We start from the raw sequence: 24,215 nt of genomic DNA on the forward strand, positions 1-24,215 counted from the left end.
CCGTGTTTTATTGGTAAGCTAAGGGCATAACTACTCTTATAACCACGCCTCGGAGAAAATAATGACCACACTATTAAAAATTGCCGCCGCCACTTTGTTGAGTTTGAGCGGCACTTGTGCATATGCCTACGGCAGTAGTCAGAGTTCGCAGCACTGCGATAAACCGATGTTTTCGGAGTTTCAGCCGGCAACCAATAAATATTTGCAATCGTTTAGCGAGTTTTCGTTTATGGCTTCCGCCAACACCACGCCAACTTCGGTTGTGGTTAACGTCAGTGCAGGCGAGACCAAATATCAATTCACCGCTAAACAACTGCAAATTACCCAACAACCTAGCGGCCGCTTAGAGGTAAAGGGCAAAGTGGATAGACCTATAGAAGGTGGTTTCGCGCGCTTGAGTATTACCGCACACAGCAAACCCGGTTGTGAAAAAACCGACGGGTATCTGATTCGCATTCATTGATCGCGTAAATCTCGGTTCACCCGAGGCTTTTACCGACCTAAGCCCCTGGCCAATAACCCGCAGGGGCTGCAATCTCGCTAGTTAGCAAGGTTTTTGAATGCCCAGGGTTCTCTGCATGACTGCTTTCTAAAAATGTTTGAAACACTTTTCCCTTTGTCTTGCCGATTGTTAACCTGGGACTCAAATATCCTAACTCCCGCGCCGACGGGAGCCGGTTGCTGCATGAGATTCTCTGTGCGGGACGGACCGCCATAGGGCATGCAGAGCCTAAACCTTCCCTATCGCCAAACTCAACGACGGAGGAGCATCCGGCAATACTGGATATCTGGTCTATAGTTGCGATTAATCGACAGATCCAGTGTTGGGACGTTAGAGGCGTTCAGAGTAATGCCCAATCCTGGTGCTGTCACCAGCCGGACTACTAGGTTACCCGCGAGGTAATTTCCGGAACGGCTGGGTAGAGATAACCGCACGTCAAGAGATTAAAAAGGTGATAACAATGATTAAAAAGCCTGGGTTTTATCTGTTTCCATTGTTGTTTTTGGCATCCGCAGCTGCCGCCGATTACAAAGCCGATATCGGCTATCAAGCCTTGCTAACTCAATTGGGCGCAAACACTCCGACCGGCGAGGGCGTCAATGTGGTTCAAGCCGAAGCATCCTTAGTGGAATCGAGAGATCACCCTGATTACCCCATCTACGCGCCGGATATTCTTAACGCCCAATTTGCCGGCAAGACGTTTAGTTTCCCGGGTAAAAAAGCCAGTACCTCGCCATCGGCACATGCTACCAGTGTCGGTGCCAGGTTTTACGGTAAGGATTCCATTGCTCACGGCATAAACAATATCGCCAGTTATGATGCCAACGCCTGGATCGAAAGTCTCATTAGTCCAGCTGCCTTGGCTCCTGTCAACGCCAGTCGGATTGCAAACCATAGCTGGGTCGGCAAAGGCGACACCGTGCCGGAAACGGCGATGATTCTGCGCCTTGTTGATCGACAGGTGCAGCGCAACGAATTCATCCAAGTGGTTGGTATGCACAACGGCCTTAGCGACTCACCCTTATTGGGTAGTGCTTACAACGCGATTGCGGTGGGTCGTACCGATGGCAGACAAGATAGGGGATCCGATGCGGTGGATTCTTTGTATATAGCGGGACGGACGCGTCCCGATGTAGTCGCGCCGCAAACCACCACCAGCGGAGCCACACCCATAGTAGCCGCTGCTGCCGCGTTATTAGTTGAGACCGGCCACAAGGGCGCGGCCAATCTATCGCAGGGATCTATTGATATTGAAGGCGTGGGAACGGTTTACAACGCCGAACGCGCCGAAACCGTTAAAGCCGCGCTGCTGGCGGGCGCCGACAGAGCGACGCAGAATACTTCAACCACGGATAATATCGTCGATTACCGCATCAGCGGCCATCAAACGCTGAACGGCCTGGACGATAGATTCGGGGCCGGCCAACTGAATATTTTGCATAGTTACCAAATCATCGCCAGCGGCGAACAAGATAGCCTGGAAGATGGCGGTGCCCAGAACGGCATCGGCTTGGCCGGATTCGACGTGGATACCGAGTTTGGCGGCTTGGCTAGCAATAGTCTGGCGACATATAAGTTCGCCGCCGCGACGGATATGAATTTGCAGGCGTCTTTGGTATGGAATCTTGGGGTATCGAACGACCTGAATCTGACAAGCACTTTGCACGACCTGAATCTGGAGTTGTTCGATAGCACGGCACAAAACATCGCCGCGTTCTCGGCGAGCAGCGCCGACAACAGCGAGAACCTGTGGCTTAGTCTGGTCACCGGTCATCACTACGAATTACGGGTCAAGTCCGGTGAAGCCAGTCCGTTCAACTGGGATTACGCATTGGCCTGGCATATGAGTCCGCTGCAATCGGCACCGGTTCCGTTGCCGGGCACATTTTACTTGTTCTTTTCCGCGCTCGGCGGGCTTGGCTGGCTGGTTCGCGGGAAACGGTGGAACACTCAAGTATGCTGATTTAAGGAAACTCTGGGCAAGCAGTTTTCATCAGCGCTTCAGCGCGCTGATTGCGAGCGTAATCAACACTTTGTATCAGCGGTTGCGCTCCCTCTCTTCAGCCTATTCAGATACCCAAGGGGCATAAGTTGTGGCAAATAACTTTGCACATGAGTTATTTCACGGAAAATTCCCCGCGCATTACCACTCGCCATCTACGTATCTTTCTGTATTTAAAGAAAAATGTTTTGTGGTCTGAATGTTGTATGTGGATCAGCGTGCTTAGCCGTAGGCGTAGAAACGGCTAACACGATTTGGGACTTCCAATCATTCATATTCGGTTCTGTCGCTGACTTTGCAAACTGGACCCGCTGCGCGGATTAACCGCTTCCGAATACGCGGGAATGACGAATTTTTAGAGGCCCTGAAAATCAAGTTCCCAATGCGCTCTAATTTCAATCAACATAAAGGTTGTAATCGTGAATAAACTAATAAAATCAATTGGTATCGCCGGATTGGCGGGGTATGCGTTCATTGCCGAGGCCCAAGCAAATACTCTGGAAGTGTCAGGAACCATTTATAAAGTAAGCGGCGGCACTACTTACGATACTTGGAAAATCAATATGCTTAGCGGCGGTACTTTCAAAGTCGATGTGTTGGCTTATGAGGCCACTCAAAAGCAAACATCCACCGCCGGTTACCAGGAAATCGACCTTAACAACGACGGTGAAATTACATTTCTGGATCCGGATACTTATATCTACCGCGATGACGGCTTGCTGGATGCCGGCGATATGTTGGCGCGTTGCGACGATTCCGACGGCAATCACTGCCCCGATAGCAGCAATCAGCCGATTTTGACTAACACCGACGGTTCGGCGGACGGTTCCCTTTTCTTGCGCGATCCGGCATTTAACGTAACCTTGCAGGCCGGTAATTATTTATATCTGGTGGCCGATTACACCTTATCGACCAGTGAAGCCGTCGCGGGTATCAATACTAACGATAACTTGACCTTACCGACCGGGCTTGCCGCCCGCGATCACGGCGACTATCGGCTTACCTTGAGCTCCGATACCCTGAATTTTTCTCTGGCTGGCAATACCATCACCGTCTCGCAAGTGCCGGTTCCCGGCGCCGTTTGGTTATTCGGCAGTGCGCTGGCCGGATTGGCGGCGGTAGGGCGGCGTAAGATAGTTGCGGTTTGACCTTGGTTAGCAGCGGGAAGCTTCGGCTTCCCGCTGTTTTACGGTCTGGTATCGCACCAAAACTAGCGAACTCCTTACTCGCTGCTGTTCCGAAATTTCCCTGAAAGCCTTTGTTTACGGCAAGCCTAGCCATGCGTTGGTTAGGTCTGTATCTGGATTCTTATATCTCAATATAAGATATTTAATTCTAAATATATCGTTTTTGTTGGTTACTGGCTTTGCGTAGCATACGCAACGTGGTCAAACAAAGCCCAGCTTGTCGCAAGCAGATCCGATAACCCTTTTTCAGGAGCACCCATGAGATTTACCCATACCTTTAAGCCCTTACTCTTCGGTATAGCCCTGGCCCTGAGCGGCAACGCACTGGCCGAACGCACCTTGCTGAACGTCTCCTACGACCCGACTCGCGAGTTATATAAAGAATATAACCAACTGTTTAGCCAATACTGGAAAACCAAAACCGGCGAAGATGTCACCATCCAGCAATCGCATGGCGGCGGCGGCAAACAAACCCGCGCCGTGATCGATGGCCTGGAAGCCGATGTGGTGACCTTGGCCCTGTCGGGCGACATCGATCAAATCCACGAGAAAGCCAACTTGTTGCCAAAAGACTGGCAAAGCAAATTGCCTAACAACAGCTTGCCTTATACCTCGACTATCGTGTTCCTGGTGCGCAAGGGCAACCCCAAAGCCATTAAAAACTGGGACGATTTGGTCAAAGACGGCGTCTCCGTCGTCACCCCCAACCCGAAAACCTCCGGCGGCGCCCGCTATAATTACCTGGCGGCCTGGGCGTTCGCGGAAAAGAAAAACGGCAGCAAGGACGCCGCCAAGGCTTTTGTGGAGAAGCTGTTTAAAAACGTGCCGGTACTGGATTCCGGCGCGCGCGGCTCCACCACCACTTTTGCCGAACGGGAAATCGGCGACGTACTGATTACCTGGGAAAACGAAGCCTACCTGGTGTTGAAAGAATTCGGCGCCGATAAGTTCGAAGTGGTCACCCCGCCGTTTAGCATCCTGGCCGAGCCACCGGTGGCGGTGATCGAAGCGGTGGCGAAAAAGAACGGCACCCAGGACCTGGCGACCGAGTACCTGAAATATCTCTACACCAAGGAGGCCCAGGAGATTATCGCCAAAAACTTCTATCGGCCGACCGACAAAGACATCGCGGCTAAATACGCCAAACAATTCCCGACTTTGGACCTAGTCAGCGTCGCGCAACTGGGCGGTTGGAGTGCTATACAGAAACAACACTTCGACGATAACGGTGTGTTCGACAAAATTTACGGGCGCTAAGAATGCTTAGGCAGTGGAGGGTGTAGCCATGGTGGAAAATACCATCGAATTGCTCCGTGACGATCTGGAACGGGCCTTGTATCTGGATCTGGACGAATTCAAACTGGAAATCCAGCAACAGGAAGTTTTGAGTCGGTTTATTGGCCTGAAATTGCGCAGCGAGTTTCAACCGGTGTTCGATGCCGGCAAATCCCAGGGCCTACTTGGCTACGAAGCCTTGTTGCGCACATCCACCGGCTTGGAAGCCGTAAGTCCGGACTTTGCATTTAGTTGGGCGGATAACCAGGGCAAACTGGTGAAGTTGGATAGGGTGGCGAGAACCCTGCACATGCTTAACTATCTGAATCTGCCGGCGGATAAGGGCTTGCTGTTTTTAAACGTACATCCCAAATTGCTGGTGAGCGTGAATACGCACGGCAAGGTGTTCGAACACATTCTGCATTTACATTCCGTGCCGACTACAAAAGTCGTGCTGGAGATCATGGAAAACGCGGTGGAAGCCGATCAACAGTTGCTCGAAGCGGTGGACAATTATCGTGATCGCGGCTTTCAGGTGGCTATCGATAACTTCGGTAGCCGGCATTCCAATCTGGACTGCTTGTGGCGTTTATCGCCCAGCTTTGTGAAACTGGATTTAAGCATCATCCATCAGGCGCAAACCGATGCCAAGATTCGCCGGGTGTTGCCGAAATTGATCGAAATCATCCAGGCCTTGGGCGCGCAAGCGATCATCGAAGGCATCGAAAACGAAGTGCAACTGGATATTGCCTTGGATGCCGGCGGCAAATTGCTGCAAGGTTACTTCCTGGGTCGGCCGGCCGCGGCTGGGCACTGGCAAAAACCTAGGTCGGTGGTGCAAGACAATCCTTTAATGCCCGGTGCGCCTCAGCATTTTGGTAGTTTCAGCGTCCCGGCCCAGCATGGTATGTAAGGTGTGATGATCGTAAATTTTTAATGTTTTACCGATGGCTCGGTGAGATGGGCTCTCCTGTGGCAATCCTGCTAACCCCGCCGTTTTTCGGCGGGTTCTTTTTGCGGTTTGAGCCAGACTGATTGCCTTGAGCTTCAGTATCCATAGCTTAAATTGCGGATTTTTTTCAACTCGCCGTCTTCAAACTCCAGCAGCTGTTGAAATTTGCGCGGCCCGAAGTTGTAAATCCATTCTTCGATTAGCACCTCTTCAAATTGATCTATCTCCAGTGCGCCGTAGGGATGCCGTAAGCGGCTGCCGCGGATTGCTCGGCGCTGTTCGACCGAATCGGGTTCCCCGCATTTTTCCAACACTTCGGATTTATAGTCACCGACCTGGACCAGTTTATGTCCACAGCGCAGCGCAAGCGCATCGCCGGCAAATGCCAGCATGCCCAATGCCAACAGTATCCCTCTGATTGGCGAACCTGCCATTATGGGCTTACCGTATAACTTTGCGAGTAGCTGCCGCCCTTACTGCAAACATTCCGGCTGGTGGGCGATTCACAGGACACATCGGTAAATTCGGCTTTTAACTCGCCGGCCTTATCCGGCACAAAGTAGAAGCGGAAATTCGGGTCGGCGCTGATCGCAATATCGATTTTCGCGTTGAGTACGGGCTTGCCATTAAACGTCACTTTCAATTGGTCGATGAAGTGCGATTTTCTGATAAATCGGGTCATTTGATCCATCTGCATACCCGTGAGGTTGGGATGGCTGATCATCAATTGCGTCAAGGCTGGTTGACCGCTTTGGATACCGTCATCGAGCCTAAACTTGACTTTGCCCAGCCGCTTCATGGCTTCATCCAGATCAGCGCCGATCGGTGCAGAGCAGCCGCCGCTGGCTTTTACGAATTTTTTGGTCATGCTGAACTTGCCGTCATTGGTTTCGGCAACCGCGCGAATGTCGCTATAGGTATTGACGCGCACGCGCAAGGCTAAATCGGCTTTGCCACTCTCCGGGAAGAACTCGAATTCCCCGACAAACGGAAACGGGTTTTTATCGACGAACAGCCAGATCTTTTTGATGTATTTATCTTTGCTTTGTGCAAACTTGCTGGTGACTTTAACCGGCACAATCGCCGGATCTTCCGCCCGATAAGGGGCATCCAATTCAATGACCGCGTTGGATTCTTCGATATTTTTACCAGCGAAAAATTGGCTTTTCAGAACCGTGTTCCAGGTAATGTCATCGCCTTCCGCGGCAGCGGTCGCGGGCAAAATCATTAAAGCCAGCAGATAAATAAGGTTGTAAGGTTTATGCATGCTTTTACTCTCCTCTGTTTAATCTTCCCATTCCAGCTCGGCAAATGCGATAGTCACATTTTTGCGGTGGAATTGTTCAAATAATTGCCAATGCTTTTTGGCAGGCAAGCCGACGCTATTCACCGCCTGCTCCAATGTTTTGCCTTGCTTGATCATGGCTCTCACTTCCGTTGCCAATCCAGTCAAGTAGGCTTTTTGCGCTTGTAGACTTGCCGGCCAATCCTTCACCAACTGACCATGGCCGGGCACCACTAATTTGTAGTGATTTTTCTCCAAGCGCTCCATCTCCGACAACCAGCCTTTGATGCTGCCGTCTATCACCGGGATATGCTCTAAAAACAATAGATCGGCTAGCCACATGGTATCGGTGGTCTTGTCGTAAATGCTTAAATCGTTATCGGTATGCGCGCTCGGATGGGCGGTCAGGAGCAGTTCGCGATTTCCCAGGTTCAAAGTCATTGTGTCCTTTACTTCTATACCGGGCGGAATGATGTTGTCTTGATTGACCTGAATATCCAGCAATTCTGCTGCACGACCGAGGTAATGGTCGCCGCGCGTGGCCATAGCGCGCGCCAGCTTATGATGGCCGACAAACTGCACGCCCGGTTCCTTGAAGGCGATATTGCCGTAGATATGATCGGGATGCACATGGGTATTGATCACATAACAAACCGGTTTAGCGGTAACTTGCTTGATGGTATTGCGTAGCGCGATTCCCTGCTGCGGACTACCGCCGCTATCAATCACCGCCACGCAGCGCTCACCAATAATAAAGCCGATATTGGCAATCTCGCCGTGATTATCTCGATCCGGCCAATGGTGCGCGGAGGTATGTAGATAGATGCCCGGCGCCACTTGACTGAAAGACAGCGGCGGCAAAGCCATACTGCTGTAACTGGTCAATAGGCCTATTAACAACAACACAAACTTCATTCAGTTGGCTCCTATGCGGCGATGCGTTTGAAAAACTCGGTTTCGGCAATAATATCCTGATTATTTTCAACCCTATCCAGATACACTAGTCCCAATAGATGATCGAATTCGTGTTGGAAGACTCGGGCCGGAAAATCCTGCAACGCCAAGCGACAGCATTCGCCTTGCCGATCTTGATATTGCACTTCGATAGCCTGGTAACGCGGCACCAGCGCACGGATACCCGGCACGCTTAAACAGCCTTCCCAATCTTTATGTAACGTGCTGTCAACAATTGTGAAACTTGGATTGACCATCAGAATTGGGGACATTTCCGGGGCATGCGGATAACGGGCTGTTGGCCGGGAAGCGATGATCAAAATTTGCCGCGAAGCACCCAATTGCGGGGCGGCTATGCCGACACCATTGGCCTCCAGCATAGTCTCATGCATGATTTCAATCAGTTTGTGGAACTCCGGGCAGGCAAAGTCGTCAACTGGCTGCGCCTGCTGGCGCAAAACCTCGGCTCCCAGTTGTGCAATCGGTGTTTTTGAAGTCATGGTTGTGCTGAATAACGCATAGGCAGGTTGCGGAAATTACTCGTTTCGGGCGAAAGTATACTGCCGATTGGCGGAATCTTCCTGCCTTTACTTTACGAGGCTTTTTTGTGATATTAGCAGCAGGCCAGTTGCCGGAAATGCAGGGTTCCGGTGGCAAACCACTTATTAGAACAATTAGTTTTTTCCACAGGAGATAGTATGAAGAAAATAAACAAAACCCCGTTCGCCATCGCAATCGGCGCATCTCTGCTGCCAACGCTGGCGGGCAATTTTGCTCAAGCCGATAGCAATCCGTTTGCATTGTCTGAGTTGAGCTCAGGCTATATGCTGACTGCCGAGGCCAAACCTGAAGCCGGTGCCGATAAAATGAAAGACGGTTCTTGCGGAGAAGGGAAATGCGGCGCGTCTATGATGAAAAAAAGCACTGACAGCAAAGCTGCTACCGAAGGCAAGTGCGCTGGTAACAAACCGGCTGCTCCAGCTGCGGACAAAGCTGCTGAAGGCAAAAAAATGGAAGGAAACTGCGGCGCTAACATGAAATAAGCGCCGATGACGCCGGCTTTATTTAAATAAGAAAGCCGGCGTTTCTTACGCTAAACCGAAAAGCTCTCCCCGCAACCGCAGGTACCTTTTACATTGGGGTTGTTGAACTTAAAGGCCTCGTTAAAACCTTCTTTGGCATAATCCAGCTCAATGCCGCTCAATTTATCCAGATCAGCCTGTTTCACCAGCACTTTTACATCGTATTGATCGAACACCACTTCATCGGCTTCGGCCTTGTCGGCATAATCCAGCACATAGGCGTACCCGGAGCATCCCGAGGTTTTAACCCCTAATCTCAAACCTAGGCCGGTTCCGCGTTTTTGTAACTGCTTTTGGATTTGCCTCGCGGCACTTTCGGTAACGGTAATAGCCATTGCTAATTCTCCTAGTTAATTTGCTATCAATGCTTTTAAGATATCGACGAATTGATCGATTTCGGTTTCTTGATTGTCTTTACCCAAACTGACGCGGATCGCTGATTTAGCCAAAGAGGCTTCCACCCCCATAGCCGTCAACACCGGGCTGATCTCGCCGGACGACGCTGAGCAGGCGGAGCCGCTGGAAACCGCGATATTGCGCTGATCCAACTGCATTAACAACATTTCGCCGCTAATGCCGGGGATACCAAACTGCACGGTATTCGGCAATCTTTTGGCGTGTTTGGCAAAAATCACCAAGCCCGGAATTGTGCGTAGGGCTTGCTCCAAACGCATTCTCAGCGCCAGCATCCTTTGCTCCCTTAAGCCCATTTCCGTCTTGGCCAATTCAGCCGCTTTGCCAAAACCCACTATTGCCGCCACATTTTCGGTGCCGGCCCGCGAGCCATGCTCCTGATCGCCGCCGCGTAGCCAGGGCTTTAAAACAAAATCTTCCGCGACTACCAATGCCCCACAGCCTTTTGGCCCATATATTTTGTGGCTGGACAAACTCATCAATTTAACGCCCAGCTTTTTGAACGAAAATGACATTTTACCCAAGGCCTGGACCGCATCGGTATGCAGGTTGACACCGCGCCCAGCCAAACATTCGGCGATGTCCGCAAGGTCTTGAATAACCCCGGTTTCATTGTTCGCCAACATCACGGACGCCATGTCGCCGGCTTGCCAATTTGCTTTATCCAACCCGAGTAATGGCAGTATTCCGGCGCCATCTACCTCAAGCGTTTGCAAATCGCGAAAACACTGCCGGTAGTACGTGGCGTTCTCGAAAATAGAGGGGTGTTCGGTAGCCGAAATTGCTAGCCCCGTGCCTCTGGCGTTGGCTAGCGCCAAAGCATTGGCTTCAGTGCCTCCGCTGGTAAACACTATCTGAGCTCCTGGCGCATCGATTAGCGCCGAGATTTGCTCCCTGGCGGTATCGATAGCGCTGCGGGCTATGCGGCCGAGCTTATAAAGACTGGATGGATTACCGTACATGCCATGCAAGTAAGGCAACATCACTTCCACCACCCGCTCGTCACAGCGGGTGGTGGCGTTATGATCCAGATAGATCATTACGCGATGCGTTTTTCCTGCCGGGGTTGCATTTCGATCACATGCTCGACTTGTTTGCTCTGTCTTTTTGCCACGTCACTGACAAAATCGCGCTCCAGTAGTTGTCCAAGACTAATTTCTTTTAAATAAGCGCGAATTTGCTCGCTCAAGCCCATCCACAAATCGTGTGTCAGGCAAGGTTCGTCGTTGTGGCAATTGGCTTTGCCACCGCATTTGGTTGAATCGACAGGTTCGTCGACTGCCTCGATAATGTCGGCAATGTTAATATCTCGGGCGCTACGGCTGAGCGTATAACCGCCACCAGGTCCTCGTACGCCTTTGACCATGCCGGCTTTGCGTAAACGAGCAAACAATTGTTCAAGATAAGACAAGGAAATGGTTTGCCGAGTCGCAATGTCAGTCAAAGTCACCGGGTTGGATTGGCTGTGAAAAGCCAAATCCAGCATCGCGGTGACCGCGTAACGCCCTTTTGTGGTAAGCCGCATTTCAAACCCCTTACAAACTAATGAAAATAATGCTGACTATAAATAAACCCAGTAATTTGGTCAAGTATTCAATCGAAACTGGTTCTTGAGGTATTTAACACAGCCAAACTGTAACGCATATTTTTGAATTCTGAGGACAGATCAAGCGTTTTACAGCTTGAACTCGTTGGGAATTTGCGGGGTAGAAATCTCGCGACTCTGCAAGAAGCTCAAGGCAAACGCTAATCAGTTTGAGTCACGCAGATGACAAGCGCTGGAGGGTTTGTTGTTAGAAAATACCTGATTATGTTATTGCTTATCCTTTATCTCACAATCATCCAATGCCGACATGGCCTGACGCTGGCAATCGATGCCGGCATCGTTTAGCACGTGTTGCATATCGGCTATTTGCTTATCGAGCTGATGGATATGATCAAGCATCAGATTGATGGCATTCGCGATGGGGTCCGGCATATCACCAGTCGCCCCGTATGCGTCGAAACCGATTTTCTGGGCCATTGCGTCGCGTCGCGCTTTTTCTTGCTTGGCTTTCGCATCGACGATATGGGCCGGAATCCCGACTACCGTGACACCAACGGGCACCGATTTCACCACCACCGAATTTGAACCGACTCTGGCGCCATCACCAATTTCAATCGGTCCCAGCACTTTGGCGCCGGCGCCTATTACCACGCCGTTGCCCAATGTCGGATGGCGCTTGCCCTTGTTCCAGCTGGTACCGCCCAAGGTCACGCCATGGTATAGCGTGCAATCGTCGCCAATCACCGCTGTTTCGCCGATTACCACACCCATACCATGATCGATAAAAAACCGCCGGCCGATTTGCGCGCCGGGATGAATTTCGATGCCGGTCAGCCAGCGGCCCAAAAACGATAAATAACGGCCCGCCCACCTAAAACCACGTAACCACAGCCAATGACTGAAATGGTGAATCAGTACGGCGTGGAAACCAGGATAGGTCGTTATTACTTCAAAAGCCGATTGTGCGGCCGGATCTCGGGCAAATACGCAGTTTATATCTTCTTTGAGTCTGGCCAGCATGGCGTTATTCGGCATTGTGATTTTGCGAGAAGCGCAGAATGCCTCTCAGGATATCCAGCTCCTTGGTATCGAGCTGGGTCCGATTAAAGATTCGCCGCAAGCGACGCATGATTGATTTAGAGCGCTCCGGGTGCAGAAAACCTATATCCGCCATAGTCTGCTGGAGATGCACATAAAAGGCTTCCATTTGTTCGGCTGTCGCCAGAGGTTCTTCACCCATATCGCCCACCGTGCTGACCATTTCCTGGCCGGATGCGACGAATAGCTCGTAGCACACAACTTGCACTGCCGCCGCCAAGTTCAGTGAGCTATATTCTGCATTGCACGGAATCCGCAACAAATAATGACATAAGTCCAATTCATGATTTTTTAAACCGGAATTCTCACGGCCGAACACCAAGGCTATATTTTGCTCCGGTAATGCACCCACCCATTTTTCGGCGGTTTGTCTGGCAGTCAAACTTGGCCAGCTGATGGTCCTATCGCGCGCACTGGAACCCAATACAATCCGGCAGTCGGCAATAGCATCCTGCAAGGAAGCGAAGACAGTTGCCGATCTAAGCACGTCGTCGGCCCCGGATGCTCTGGCTGTGGCATCGGCATGAGGAAAGCTTTGTGGAGATACCAAGCGCAGTTGATTCATCTGCATATTTTTCATGGCTCTAGCCACCGCGCCGATGTTGCCGGGATGGGAAGTCTCCACTAAAACCACTTTAAAATGTGATAGCAATGCCCGGCCTCTGCGGCTAAAAAAGCAGCGATTCTAGCAAAATTTGCTATGCTATCCGAGTTTTCTAACTGCTCATTTCCAATTCGATCTATGCACCCGATGCTTAATATTGCCGTCCGCGCAGCGCGGAATGCCGGCGACCTAATCCAACGCTCTTCACAAAATATCGAGAAACTCACCATCGATCAAAAAAGCCGTAACGACTACGCCTCCGAAGTTGATCGGGCCGCCGAGCAGGAAATTATCAAAGTCATCCGTGCCGCGTTTCCCGACCATGGCATTCTGGCCGAAGAAAGCGGCGAGCATAAAGGTAACGATTACACCTGGATTGTCGACCCTCTGGATGGCACCACTAATTTTTTACACGGCTTTCCACAATATGCCGTGTCTATAGCGCTAAAAAACAAAAACAAACTGGAATTGGGTGTGATTTATGACCCCAGCCGCGACGAGCTCTTCACTGCCGAACGCGGCGGCGGGGCGATGTTGAATAATCGCAAAATCCGGGTAACCAAACAAAGCAGTATGCGCGGTGCCCTTATTGGCACTGGTTTTCCGTTTAAAACCATGGAAAACATAGAGCCCTATCTAGGTATGTTCAAAGCGGTCTGCGCAGATTCTGCCGGTATCCGCCGCGCCGGAGCCGCCGCGCTGGATATGGCTTATGTGGCCTGCGGTCGTCTGGATGCGTATTGGGAAATCGGCGTGAAGGAATGGGATATTGCCGCCGGAGTGTTGCTGGTGCAGGAAGCCGGCGGTGTTGCCACGGATTTTTCCTTTAACGACAAATACTTACAGTCCGGTAACATTATCGTTGGCAACCCCAAGATGCACCAGTTGATGTACCATGCCATCGAGCCGCATGTGCCGGCGCGTTTAAAATAAAGCGCAATTTGGCATTTAGCCTAGAATTGTTATCGTCTTGTCTTTTCTTTTATACTTACCGGCTAATCAAATTATAAGAGGCCATCATGGAAAAACCCTTTATCCTGCACATGCTGACTACAGCCAAGAACTTAAGCCCGTTCGACGTCAATATGGCGATGGACGCAGGCTGGATTTCAGCAATCCCCTACATCAACGTTGAACCCAGCGAAGTCAGGGGCTTGGTCCAAGATGCTATTTTTTCGCGCAGTCCGAAAGGCCTGTTGCGCACCGCTATTTTTATCGGTGGCCGGGAGACCAAGCAAGCAATGGATATGTTGAAAATGGCCAAGAATTCCATGGTCCCGCCTTTCGAAGTATCAGTATTCGCCGATCCTAGCGGCGCATTCACCACGGCAGCCGGCATGGTCGCAGCAGTTGAAAAAGAACTGGCTGAAAAATTCGACACCACGCTGGAAGGTAAAAACGTGATCGCCCTGGGCGGTACCGGTCCGGTCGGTCAAGCGGCTGCGGTGATTGCCGCTCAAGCGGGCGCTAAAGTCCGAATCATCGGTAGGCAACTCGATAAAGCCGAGCGCACCGCAGAGCTATGCAGCGAAGAATTTGGCGATGGCAAAATTACAGTGCTGGCAGGCGCCGACGCCGATAAGACCGAATACATGAAAACCGCCGATGTGGTTTTTGCAACGGGTGCGGCCGGCATTGAATTGCTCAGCACAGAATTAATCTCCCAAGCTGCGCAATTGAAAGTAGCGGCCGATGTAAACGCGGTACCGCCAGCCGGTATTGCCGGTGTGGATGCGTTCGATAATGGCAAACCCTTAACTGGATCTACCAGTGGCGCGGTAGGCATAGGCGCTCTGGCGATAGGCAACATCAAATACCAAGCGCAAAGCCGTTTGCTGAAAAGAATGCTGGAAAGCGATCAACCGCTATTCTTACATTTCGAACACGCTTTCGAAGTCGCTCGCGAATTCATCAAATCGTCTAAGTAATTAGCTAAGCTCCCCAAAGTCTGCCTATCACAGAGGGTAAGGTAAAAATGGCAAAACGCAGCATACTTCACATGTTCGACCCGATGCCAAACAACAGTCCGTTTGACATTAACATGGCACTCGACGCAGGCTTTGATGTGCTGATGCCGTATTCCAACGTCAAATTGGAGACCATTCACAATTTGACCCAAGATGCGATTTTTTCGCGTAGTCCCTCGGCCAGCAAAAAAACCGCGATCTTTATCGGCGGCAGGGATATGGGCATGGCTATCGACATGTTGCAAGCCACCAAGCCGGCCATGGTGCCGCCATTTGAGGTTTCAGTATTTGCCGATCCCAGCGGAGCTTGTACCACAGCGGCTGCTTTGGTGGCTTGCGTGGAAAAAGCGCTGAAAGAACATCATGGCAAGGAATTGAAGGGTAGCAAGGCGGTTGTGTTCGGCGGCACCGGCCCGGTCGGTATCGCCACCGGCGTGATAGCGTCCTTGCAAGGCGCAGAAACAATCTTGGTGGATCATCTATCGATCGATTCCGCAAAGGACGCTGCCAAACAATACAACCGGCGCTTTGGCGCTAGCATGACTGGAGGGGTTGCCCATAATGACGAAGAAAAAGCAGCGTTAATAGCCGATGCAGACTTAGTATTCTGCACGGCAAAGGCCGGTATCCGCGTCATCAATGCCGCCGTCCTGGCGCAAGCCAAGCAGTTGAAAGTAGCCGGTGATGTTAATGCCGTACCGCCATCAGGTATAGAAGGCATAGAGTTAAACGATTTATCGGCACCATTAACCTTGGCGCATCAAGCGACAAATGCGGTCGGTGTCGGTGCGCTGGCAATAGGTAATGTTAAATACCAGTTACAACACGAATTGTTAAAAATGATGTTGGAAGCTGAAAAGCCGGTATTTCTGGATTTTCGGGAAGCTTTTACCAAAGCCCGCACCTTGGTCTAGCTATTTTTAGGGATGTGTGGCAAACAACCCACATCCCTGCTCCTTAAATGGCATCAAGATAATTAAATTTGACCGCTAATCTGGTCAACTCCACATCGTTTTTTATATTCAACTTGCGATACAAGCGATAGCGATAGGTATTGATGGTCTTGTCGCTCAGTTGCAAGGCTTCCGACATTTCCTGAATACTCCTGCCGCGTAAAATCAGGCGCACCACTTCAGCCTCACGTTGGGAAAGCTGTAAAAAAGGCGAAACATCCGCGCCTGGCAAAAACTGAAAAGCCAAATTACTGGCCACATCCTGGCACAAATAGCGCTTACCGGAAATTACCGATTTAATCGCCGCCACCATTTCGCTGACCGGCGAAGCCTTGGATACAAAGCCGACCACACCTAGTTTCAGCAACTGTTGCGGTATGGGGCCGTCGTTGTGCACCGACAAAGCAATGATTTTAATCGACGGCCGTGATTGCAATATGCGGCGGCACGCTTCAAATCCGCCTATGCCAGGCATATTAATATCCATCAAAATGACATCGGGCGGCTCTTGCTCGACAATCCGCAAAGCTTCCTCGCCACAATTACAAACGGCGACCACTACAATATCCTTTTCAGCTGCCAGCAAAGCTTCTATGCCGCTTCTGACAAGCTCATGATCATCAACCAGCAGTACTTTAATCATAACTTCCTTTTTCTGGGTCTTTTATCTGGTCAAGTTTCCCAAATTTCATCAACAACAGCAACGCTAAAAGTTATTAGGATAGACCCAAATAGCGTCGTTGATTCGTGGTTTTGGCGTTTAGCCGTTAAAATAGCGGTTTTGATAAAACAACCTCAGGGCCAATATGCGCACTTCCCAATTTCCTCTTAGTACCGTCAAAGAAATACCGGCCGACGCCGAAATAGCTAGTCATAAACTCATGATACGCGCCGGCTTGATTCGCAAACTTGCCGCCGGCGTCTACACCTGGCTGCCGCTGGGTTTGCGAGTATTGCGTAAAGTTGAGCATATTGTACGTGCGGAAATGAATAAAGCGGGTGCTTTGGAAGTACTGATGCCGGCCTTGCAACCTGCGGAGCTATGGCAAGAAACCGGTCGTTGGGAAAAATATGGACCGGAGTTGGCGCGACTGAAAGACCGTCACGACCGCGAATTTTGTCTGGGTCCAACGCACGAGGAAATTATCACCGATCTCGCTCGTTATGAATTGAAAAGCTACAAACAGTTGCCAATAACGTATTACCAAATTCAGAGCAAATTCCGCGACGAAATCCGTCCACGTTTCGGTGTGATGCGTTCTCGCGAGTTCATCATGAAAGACGCTTACTCCTTCCATCTCGATCAGGAATCGCTACAAGCGACCTACGACGTAATGTATCAAGCCTATACCAATATCTTTAACCGCTTTGGTTTGAAATTCCGGGCAGTGATAGCCGACTCCGGCTCAATTGGCGGCGCGGTCTCCCATGAATTCCACGTACTTGCCGAATCCGGCGAAGACGCAATTGCCTTTTCCACCGTCAGCGATTATGCCGCGAATGTCGAAAAAGCCGAAGCTCTCATGCCGGACGGGACACGCGCCGAGCCGACCCAAAGCAAAACTTTGGTGGATACGCCAAATCAGCACAGCATCGAAGAGGTCAGCGGATTTTTTAAGGTTGATGCCAAGCAATGCCTGAAAACCTTGATCGTCAGGGGCGAAGACGACAGCTTGGTTGCGCTGTTACTGCGTGGCGATCACGAATTAAACCCGATTAAAGCCGAAAAAATCGACGGTGTCCTGTCGCCACTGCAATTTGCCAGCGATGAAGAAATTCTCGGCGCCTGCCACTGCAAACCCGGTTCGATAGGTCCTATCGACTTGAGCGTCAAGATAGTTGCTGATCGCAGCGTGATTTTGATGTCCGACTTTATTTGCGGCGCCAACCAAGACGGCAAACATTACCAAGGCGTCAACTGGCAGCGCGACCTGGCCTTACCTGAGCACATTGCAGACTTGCGGATGGTAGTAGAAGGTGATGCTAGCCCGGACGGCAAAGGGCAAATTACCATTGCCAGAGGCATTGAAGTGGGCCATATTTTTCAGCTGGGCACTAAATACAGCGAAGCGATGAACGCCGCCATTGTTAACGAAGCCGGCAAAAACCAAATCATGATCATGGGCTGCTATGGCATTGGTATCTCGCGGGTGGTCGCGGCGGCTATCGAACAAGGTCACGATGAACGCGGCATTATCTGGCCCAACGAACTAGCACCGTTTCAAGTGGCTATTTGCCCAATGAATATGCATAAGTCGGATCGCTTGATCGATACGGTCGAGAAAATCTATAAAGATTTAACGGATGCGGGTATCGAAGTGTTACTGGACGACAGAAAGGTTCGAGCGGGATTCATGTTCTCGGATATGGAACTGATCGGCATTCCACACCGGATTGTAATCGGCGACCGCGGCCTGGATAGCGGCACCGTCGAATATCAAGGACGGATGGATAAAGAAAGCCAAAATGTTGAGTTCGGCAATCTAGTTGGTTTTATAAAGGACAAACTCGCTTAGTGTCGATTAGATTAATCAGACGAAAAAGGGCGCAAATTGCGCCCTTTTTATTGACTGCACTAGACGCTTGTTAACGTACCAGAGTAAACATAGATTTTACCGCGCCGCATTTAGGGCAGCCCCAATCTTCCGGTACATCTTCCCAGCGAGTACCAGGTGCGACGCCGTTGCGTGGATCGCCCAATTGCTCGTCGTAAATGTGGCCGCAGGTTTTGCATTTGTATTTTCTATACTCTGCCATGGATTGATTCCTCGAATTGTAATCACGGTTTAAAGAAAGCCCGGCGATTGTAGCCGATGCTCTGCGCACAAAAAACCACGAAGATTTGGAGGAGATTGTTCGGACTGCCTGAAAGTCGTCCGGCCGGGCTTAATCAGTCTATCCTTAAAACGATCTAATGGCATGAATTTGATAAATAAATGTCATTTTTGTCCTGTTCAATATTTGGCTGGTTTACGGCGCGCAGCATGATGGGATGGTATTTATTCTGTCGTATTCGCAATGATCTTATGAATTCGTTTGGTGCTAATGCCGATGATGACCAAAATAAACGGAATCGATGCGCCTTCCACCAACTCGGCGTCCACATGCCATCCTAAGCTGTGCAATGCTTCGGCGATTTTGCCGATTAGGCTCGCAGCATAATAGGTGATGGCTACCATCGAAATGCCTTCAACCATTTGTTGCATGCGCAACTGCATTTTGGCGCGCAGGGCCATGGACGATAACAAGCCCTGATTTTGCCGCTCGATAATAATGTCGACTTTGGTGCGTAACAACTGGCTGGCATTGCTCACGCGTTCGGAGACCAGAGTAAAGCGGTGGGATACGGAATTGCAGGTATGCATCGCCGGTTCCAAACGCCGTTTCATGAATTCGCCCAAGGTTTGAATGCCCTGAATCCGCACTTCACGCAAGTCTTCCAGGCGTTGGCCGACCAATTGGTAGTAAGCGCTGGCTGCGGCAAAGCGAAATTGATGGGTGGAAATATGGTTCTCCACTTCAGCCGCCAACGCCGTTAACTCATCCAGTAGTTTGGCGTCATCGTTATCCGGCTGGGTCATGGAATTGGTGATGGTATACAACTGCCGATCAGCCTTTTTTAATTCCGGATACAGTTTACGCGCGATAGGGAACGCTAACAGCGCCATCACGCGGTAAACTTCGATATCGAACAAACGATGCAATAAGCGTCCGGCCTGCGCGGTTCTCAAGTTTTGATTGACCACCAAAAATCGGCTAAAGCCATCGACATGAATCCGAAAATCAGTAAATACGGCTGCCGCGCCGCCGGTTACTTTTGAGCCGACGATCGGGTTGCCGGCAAAGTAGGTGGTTAACGGGGATAAATCCATTTCGTCTTGGTAATTAACGTCTGCTGCTGAGACGACGCTGGCATGAGCGGCAACGATCACTTTTCCGCTGATCTGCGATAACCAATCGACTGGGACTTTTTTTAAAGCAGGGTCTGCAAACGGCTCCGCGGCGGTGTCGTAGGCATAAAAGCTGTAGGTGCTGAATTCGCCGTGTTGCTCCCAACTCATCTGAAACGCATCGAAGCTGGCGCTAAAGTGGTCCGCATCCAGGTCGGGCGGTGCAGTTCCAAACCGTTCGCAGAGTGCTTTCAAATGCCGACGTTCTTGCATTTTCTCGTCGCTTGTTAGCGATAACGCCAAGTAACTGGCCCTGACCGGCAAGCTGAGAATAGACGAGGCCCTAGCATGGACTTCGTTGTGCAAGATAAACCGTTGCGGATGATTTTCCGGGATCTGAAATAGAGTAGTCACAAGTAAATTGGGTAGCATCAAGGGTTAGCGTTTATCGCTTTTACCGATGAATATAACGTAGAGAAGGGTAGGTTGCTACTGCCCAAGCGGATGCGGACAACGGGCGATAAAAAATCCGAGTATCAGAACTGTGTGATGCTCTTATTCAGGTGTGTAGATGAAACGGTTTGTGCCACGCAAATTATTGATTTTAAATGGATGTCGATATTGGAAATCCCATTGGCTCTGACGCAGGCCGTTTTTTGACAGCGATGTTTCTCGGGTTTGAGTAATCGGTTGCGGCTTTTGGGTCCGCGGCTGAGTATTACTCCAGTTTGGTAAATTTGCTCACAAAGCTGATTTGGCAGTTTTGACCTGTTATCCCAGATGCAAAACTCCTTTGGTGGCGTAAATAAGAGTCGTACATGGCGCAGCCATCATGCGAATGAAAGTTTATGAAGGGGTCGTAGCCTTTTTGGGAAAAAAAGGAATGACAGAGCTGCTGGGACAGTGTCAGTTGATTTTGGGCTTTAATGAGCTTTTCCATGTCGTTCTCCAATGATTTGCAGTCGATATACCATACGCTTTCTAACAAAATGCTTCTGTGACACGCGGTTCGTAGTTAAAAATATTTTGCGTTTTTTTTAAAAAAATGGCGAGAAAACAGCCTGAGTCACAAAGCTGGTGTTTTCGTTTTATGGGGGGCAGTTTGTCCCTCGCAAGTTTTAGCGGCTTAATTTTCAAGTCAGCTTTTACAGTACTTTGCGGACAGCAACTGATTATTTCGATAGGGCGCGGCTTGGCTGGCTTCGCATATCAAAACGGTTACATTGTTTGGGTTTGTCCGCAGTTGTCAGGCTACTCATGTTGCTTTTATTCCTGCCCGGAAGATTCTAAAAGCGCGAATAGTAAGCGGAGAAAGTGAGGTTTCAAGCTGAATTGAGTGGCAGTTTGGTGTGGGTTGAATGTCTGCAAGCTTCTCCTGTGTAAGCAATCCTTGTGGCAAAATGTCGGCAAAAGCAAATTTGAAATGTGACAGAGTGCTATAATTACAAAACACCGATAGGCATTAGCCTTCGGAATCATCACTATCCGAATGATGTTTAATCAGGAGATTATGGATGCTGAGACATAATTTAGAAAATCAAGACAATAAGCAAGACGACGTAGAGCTGTCTCGACGCAGCTTCTTTGGACGTCTGGCTGTTGGTGCTGTTTTATCTATTGCAATGCCCGGCGTAGTTCATGCTGCGAAAAGCGTAGCGGTAAAAGCAGATAAAAATCATCGATTGGCGAAGTCGGCAAGGAGCGCAGTGCGTTTGCCTAAACATGGAGTCATTCAGGCGACCAAGGCTGTTCGTCAACCTGCCAAACTAAGCAAAAGCGCTGGCGGAAACAACCTTAAATCTGTTGTCGGCGAGCATGGGCACCTGCATACCGCCCATGCGGAACGCCACTCCCTGCATGAGTCTCGCGTGCGAGATATTTACACAGGCAAAAAGCAACACGTAAACACGGCGTCATACCATGCCAATCGTCATGGTAATCAGGGCGGTAGAGTACATTCTATTATTCAGCCGGCGCCAAGAGAGTCATTCATGGAATCTAGCCAAGATTCGTTGTTCTTGGCTGATCACGGTCGCTTGGCGACACATCGGGCGTTGGCGTTTCAAAATCCGCACACTGGGGACAAATTAAGCCTGACGTATTTTGAAAGAGGCCGTTATCTTACTGATGCGTTGGATGAAATCAGCTTTTTGTTGCGCGATTATCGCACCGACGATGTGCATCCTATCGATCCGGAATTACTGGATCAATTACACGATTTGAAACAAATTTTGGGTTTAAATCAACCGTTTGATGTTATTTGCGGTTATCGTTCGCCATTGACCAACGCTAAACTGCATGCCGAGAATTCCGGTGTTGCGAATAACAGCTTCCACATGCATGGGCGGGCAGTAGATATTCGTATCGAACGCTTTGACCTTCGGCGTATTCATAGTGCAGCGCTGGCTATGCACCGTGGCGGAGTCGGATATTACCCTGAGTCAAACTTTATCCACCTGGACACTGGAACCTTCAGAACCTGGAAGTTATAGAGTCGTTCGCTCATAAAAAAAGCGCCATTTGCGGCGCTTTTTTTATGTCTGCTCGATTTTGCGGATTATGGATTGGCGCCGACGTCCGGGCTTTTACTCATCACTAATTGATTATTCGCTGTCGAACTAGCCGTAGTGGGAGCATGGATTTTGTCCAGGGCCTTTTTCAGTTGCTCGTCCTGGCCGTAAACGTCCGGGTAAAAACGTAACTGGTTTTGATGATCGACAAATGTCGTGCCGTAATAAAACAGTACCGGTACGGCGCGTTTTAGCGTCACGTGGCGGGTTTTAGGGGCCGACATTGCTTGCTTGATGGTTTCTTTGTCCCAGCCGGCCTGATCGCCCAGGACGAATTGGGCTAATTGTTCCGGTGCCGATACCCGCACGCAGCCGTGGCTTAAATCGCGACGTGGGCGGTTAAATGCGGCATGGCCGGGGGTGTCGTGTAAATATACGTCCGCCGTATTTGGAAATACGAACTTAACCCGTCCTAACGGATTTTTCTTGCCCGGGCGCTGCCGCGCGCGCAAATAGCTGCCGCCGCCTTTCTCTTCACTGTTTTGGTGTCTTACCAGTTCTATTTCCTGGCTGGCTAAATAGCCTTGGTTATTTGCTGCTTTTGGCAGTATTTCTTTTTCATAAATAGTTTTTGGAATGTTCCAGTACGGCATAAATTCCAGATATTTCATTTCTTCCCACAGTACCGGCGTTTGGTTGCTCGGGGACTTGCCTACTACTACTTTCATGTTCAGCGGGTTAGGGTCGTCAACTGAATTAAACGCCCATAACTCAAATGCCGGGATATTAACCACAATCATCGGTCCGTCGGTGGTATCCGGAATCCAGCGCGCGCGCTCCATGGCCAGCGCGATCTGGGCGATTTTTTCGCTCGAAGATTGATTGAATAAGGCGGCAGTGGCCGAGCCAATCACGCCATCTGCTGTTAATCCTTGTTGTTGCTGAATTTTTTTGACGGCGGCAACCAAATCGCTGTCGTAAGTTTTACTATCGGCGGCGCTATTGTCCAGTAAGCCCATGTCTCGCAGTCGTTGGCGCAAATGCACGATATGCGGATGCTTATCGCCTGGACGTAGCATTTTGCCGGGCTTGAATTCCTGAGGCCCCGTTTGATTTCCCAACTGCTGCAAGCGGGTCAAAATTTGTTTGAGCTGCTGATATTGCTTGGTTTTAGGCTCGAACTGACCGACCACTTCAGTCAAGGTTTGCGCCGCCAGGTGCTGTTTCAATAAACCAGCCAAGTCTAAAGCGGGTTTGGGAGCAATGTGTACCGGATACTCAACATCGCGCGGATCCACTTGGCCTTGCCGCAAATCGTGCAGATAACGTACTAAGGATACGGTCAAAGCCACATCGTAACCCGCAACGGCAGAGTTATCAGGATTTGGGCCACTGATCAGTTGTTTCAGGCGGTCAACGTCATAATTGGCAGGATTCAACGCATCGTTGGATGCATTGTTTAATATGCTCAACAAATCGTTAAGGTTTTTTTCCGAGCGATTTGCCGTAAACCAGATCGGTTGAAATTGAGTATTAAGATAGATTTGGCTAACAAGCTCGCTAACGCGGCTAAAATCGGCGCGTAACAACAGCGGATGTCGTTTACTAAGCAGAATCGCGCCAATTGGGTTGTCGGCAGGAATAGGATTAACGATCTCGGAAACGCTATTTATCGAAGGCAGACTGGTTTCCTGTACTGTAGCGGGCATATCTGCGCTCCACACCTGCTCTGTTCCAGCATAATAAATACAGGCCGCCAACGCTAACCGAGCATACCTATGGCGCGAATCTTTCAGGGCGTGCGATTGAGTTGTCATGGTTACACGAATAGGGTTCGAATTGGGTGTTTATCGTATGCTTTACGGTTAAGACAGGCCGCAAAGCTAAGCGATATAATGTTAGTCTAATTGTACCCTGTTATGACAACAATTGACGCGAAAAGCTTGCCAAAGCTTTGTAATTTGGGGTATCAGGGGAAGGGCGAAGTTGTTTAC

At 50.1% G+C, this 24,215-nt stretch carries 25 protein-coding genes; 11 read left to right on the forward strand and 14 right to left on the reverse strand.

What is annotated here, in order from left to right:
• The first annotated feature begins 61 nt into the window (after window positions 1–61).
• The 5 genes from G006_RS0121940 (at window position 62) to G006_RS26225 (ending at window position 5,879) form a co-directional block, all read left to right on the forward strand.
• Window positions 62–463, forward strand: coding sequence for a hypothetical protein (locus tag G006_RS0121940; RefSeq protein WP_020485374.1), 402 nt, complete (start codon window positions 62–64; stop codon window positions 461–463).
• A 499-nt stretch (window positions 464–962) separates the two neighbouring features.
• A complete protein-coding gene (locus tag G006_RS0121945) occupies window positions 963–2,465 on the forward strand; it encodes a hypothetical protein (protein ID WP_020485375.1) in 1,503 nt (500 codons plus the stop codon).
• A 458-nt stretch (window positions 2,466–2,923) separates the two neighbouring features.
• On the forward strand, window positions 2,924–3,652 hold the full coding sequence (locus tag G006_RS29245) for a VPLPA-CTERM sorting domain-containing protein (RefSeq protein WP_020485376.1): 729 nt from the start codon (window positions 2,924–2,926) through the stop codon (window positions 3,650–3,652).
• 297 nt (window positions 3,653–3,949) lie between these two features.
• The gene (locus tag G006_RS0121955) at window positions 3,950–4,948 is read left to right on the forward strand and encodes a sulfate ABC transporter substrate-binding protein (protein ID WP_020485377.1); all 999 of its coding nucleotides are present in this window, start codon (window positions 3,950–3,952) and stop codon (window positions 4,946–4,948) included.
• Window positions 4,949–4,976: 28 nt separating this feature from the next.
• Window positions 4,977–5,879, forward strand: coding sequence for an EAL domain-containing protein (locus G006_RS26225; protein ID WP_020485378.1), 903 nt, complete (start codon window positions 4,977–4,979; stop codon window positions 5,877–5,879).
• Between the two features lie 134 nt (window positions 5,880–6,013).
• Here the strand turns inward: G006_RS26225 and G006_RS0121965 are convergent, their stop codons facing one another.
• From G006_RS0121965 to def, 4 genes are read right to left on the reverse strand one after another with little or no spacing between them, the layout of a single operon-like run.
• Entirely contained in the window at window positions 6,014–6,352 is a 339-nt protein-coding gene (locus G006_RS0121965) for a DUF2845 domain-containing protein (RefSeq protein ID WP_020485379.1), read from the reverse strand.
• A complete protein-coding gene (locus G006_RS0121970; RefSeq protein ID WP_020485380.1) occupies window positions 6,352–7,185 on the reverse strand; it encodes a quinoprotein dehydrogenase-associated SoxYZ-like carrier in 834 nt (277 codons plus the stop codon). Before G006_RS0121970 ends, G006_RS0121965 begins: the two co-directional genes overlap by 1 nt.
• An 18-nt stretch (window positions 7,186–7,203) precedes the next feature.
• Window positions 7,204–8,118: a quinoprotein relay system zinc metallohydrolase 2 gene (locus tag G006_RS0121975; RefSeq protein WP_020485381.1), complete on the reverse strand. Its 915-nt coding sequence runs from the start codon at window positions 8,116–8,118 to the stop codon at window positions 7,204–7,206.
• A gap of 11 nt (window positions 8,119–8,129) precedes the next feature.
• Window positions 8,130–8,657: a peptide deformylase gene (def, locus tag G006_RS0121980; protein ID WP_020485382.1), complete on the reverse strand. Its 528-nt coding sequence runs from the start codon at window positions 8,655–8,657 to the stop codon at window positions 8,130–8,132.
• A 150-nt stretch (window positions 8,658–8,807) separates the two neighbouring features.
• On the opposite strand from def, the gene G006_RS26230 reads away from it, so the two are divergent.
• Window positions 8,808–9,200: an HvfA family oxazolone/thioamide-modified RiPP metallophore gene (locus G006_RS26230; RefSeq protein ID WP_235048898.1), complete on the forward strand. Its 393-nt coding sequence runs from the start codon at window positions 8,808–8,810 to the stop codon at window positions 9,198–9,200.
• Window positions 9,201–9,250: 50 nt separating this feature from the next.
• Here G006_RS26230 and G006_RS0121990 read toward each other — a convergent pair whose 3' ends face one another.
• The 5 genes from G006_RS0121990 to G006_RS0122010 all read right to left on the reverse strand — a co-directional run bounded on the left by G006_RS0121990 (window position 9,251) and on the right by G006_RS0122010 (window position 12,949).
• Window positions 9,251–9,574 (reverse strand): HesB/IscA family protein, encoded by a 324-nt coding sequence (locus G006_RS0121990; protein WP_020485384.1) that lies wholly within the window; start codon window positions 9,572–9,574, stop codon window positions 9,251–9,253.
• A 15-nt stretch (window positions 9,575–9,589) separates the two neighbouring features.
• Window positions 9,590–10,693, reverse strand: a complete 1,104-nt coding sequence (locus tag G006_RS0121995; RefSeq protein ID WP_020485385.1) for a cysteine desulfurase family protein — start codon at window positions 10,691–10,693, stop codon at window positions 9,590–9,592.
• Window positions 10,693–11,178 carry a Fe-S cluster assembly transcriptional regulator IscR gene (gene iscR, locus G006_RS0122000; RefSeq protein ID WP_020485386.1) on the reverse strand — a complete coding sequence of 162 codons (486 nt, stop codon included), beginning with the start codon at window positions 11,176–11,178 and terminating at the stop codon, window positions 10,693–10,695. Before iscR ends, G006_RS0121995 begins: the two co-directional genes overlap by 1 nt.
• Window positions 11,179–11,466: 288 nt before the next feature.
• Window positions 11,467–12,219, reverse strand: a complete 753-nt coding sequence (cysE, locus tag G006_RS0122005; protein ID WP_026147227.1) for a serine O-acetyltransferase — start codon at window positions 12,217–12,219, stop codon at window positions 11,467–11,469.
• Window positions 12,220–12,223: 4 nt separating this feature from the next.
• Window positions 12,224–12,949 carry an RNA methyltransferase gene (locus G006_RS0122010; protein WP_020485388.1) on the reverse strand — a complete coding sequence of 242 codons (726 nt, stop codon included), beginning with the start codon at window positions 12,947–12,949 and terminating at the stop codon, window positions 12,224–12,226.
• Window positions 12,950–13,039: 90 nt separating this feature from the next.
• Here G006_RS0122010 and G006_RS0122015 point away from each other — a divergent pair, with 90 nt between their 5' ends.
• The 3 genes from G006_RS0122015 (at window position 13,040) to G006_RS0122025 (ending at window position 15,782) form a co-directional block, all read left to right on the forward strand.
• Entirely contained in the window at window positions 13,040–13,834 is a 795-nt protein-coding gene (locus tag G006_RS0122015; RefSeq protein ID WP_020485389.1) for an inositol monophosphatase family protein, read from the forward strand.
• A gap of 86 nt (window positions 13,835–13,920) precedes the next feature.
• Complete coding sequence (locus tag G006_RS0122020; protein ID WP_020485390.1) at window positions 13,921–14,829, forward strand: NAD(P)-dependent methylenetetrahydromethanopterin dehydrogenase; 909 nt, start codon at window positions 13,921–13,923, stop codon at window positions 14,827–14,829.
• 47 nt (window positions 14,830–14,876) lie between these two features.
• Window positions 14,877–15,782, forward strand: a complete 906-nt coding sequence (locus G006_RS0122025; RefSeq protein ID WP_026147228.1) for an NAD(P)-dependent methylenetetrahydromethanopterin dehydrogenase — start codon at window positions 14,877–14,879, stop codon at window positions 15,780–15,782.
• 43 nt (window positions 15,783–15,825) lie between these two features.
• Here G006_RS0122025 and G006_RS0122030 read toward each other — a convergent pair whose 3' ends face one another.
• A complete protein-coding gene (locus tag G006_RS0122030) occupies window positions 15,826–16,464 on the reverse strand; it encodes a response regulator (RefSeq protein WP_020485392.1) in 639 nt (212 codons plus the stop codon).
• A 163-nt stretch (window positions 16,465–16,627) separates the two neighbouring features.
• Here G006_RS0122030 and G006_RS0122035 point away from each other — a divergent pair, with 163 nt between their 5' ends.
• Entirely contained in the window at window positions 16,628–18,337 is a 1,710-nt protein-coding gene (locus tag G006_RS0122035; RefSeq protein ID WP_020485393.1) for a proline--tRNA ligase, read from the forward strand.
• 70 nt (window positions 18,338–18,407) lie between these two features.
• Here the strand turns inward: G006_RS0122035 and G006_RS0122040 are convergent, their stop codons facing one another.
• The 3 genes from G006_RS0122040 to G006_RS0122050 all read right to left on the reverse strand — a co-directional run bounded on the left by G006_RS0122040 (window position 18,408) and on the right by G006_RS0122050 (window position 20,651).
• Complete coding sequence (locus tag G006_RS0122040; RefSeq protein WP_020485394.1) at window positions 18,408–18,578, reverse strand: rubredoxin; 171 nt, start codon at window positions 18,576–18,578, stop codon at window positions 18,408–18,410.
• Window positions 18,579–18,820: 242 nt separating this feature from the next.
• Window positions 18,821–20,143, reverse strand: a complete 1,323-nt coding sequence (locus G006_RS0122045) for a DUF3422 family protein (RefSeq protein ID WP_020485395.1) — start codon at window positions 20,141–20,143, stop codon at window positions 18,821–18,823.
• A 286-nt stretch (window positions 20,144–20,429) separates the two neighbouring features.
• Complete coding sequence (locus G006_RS0122050) at window positions 20,430–20,651, reverse strand: hypothetical protein (RefSeq protein ID WP_020485396.1); 222 nt, start codon at window positions 20,649–20,651, stop codon at window positions 20,430–20,432.
• A gap of 574 nt (window positions 20,652–21,225) precedes the next feature.
• Here G006_RS0122050 and G006_RS0122055 point away from each other — a divergent pair.
• Window positions 21,226–22,203 (forward strand): YcbK family protein, encoded by a 978-nt coding sequence (locus G006_RS0122055; RefSeq protein ID WP_020485397.1) that lies wholly within the window; start codon window positions 21,226–21,228, stop codon window positions 22,201–22,203.
• A gap of 65 nt (window positions 22,204–22,268) precedes the next feature.
• Here the strand turns inward: G006_RS0122055 and G006_RS0122060 are convergent, their stop codons facing one another.
• Complete coding sequence (locus G006_RS0122060; protein ID WP_020485398.1) at window positions 22,269–23,930, reverse strand: L,D-transpeptidase family protein; 1,662 nt, start codon at window positions 23,928–23,930, stop codon at window positions 22,269–22,271.
• Between the last annotated feature and the right edge of the window lie 285 nt (window positions 23,931–24,215).

It is taken from the genome of Methylomonas sp. MK1, assembly GCF_000365425.1.
Lineage (GTDB): Bacteria > Pseudomonadota > Gammaproteobacteria > Methylococcales > Methylomonadaceae > Methylomonas.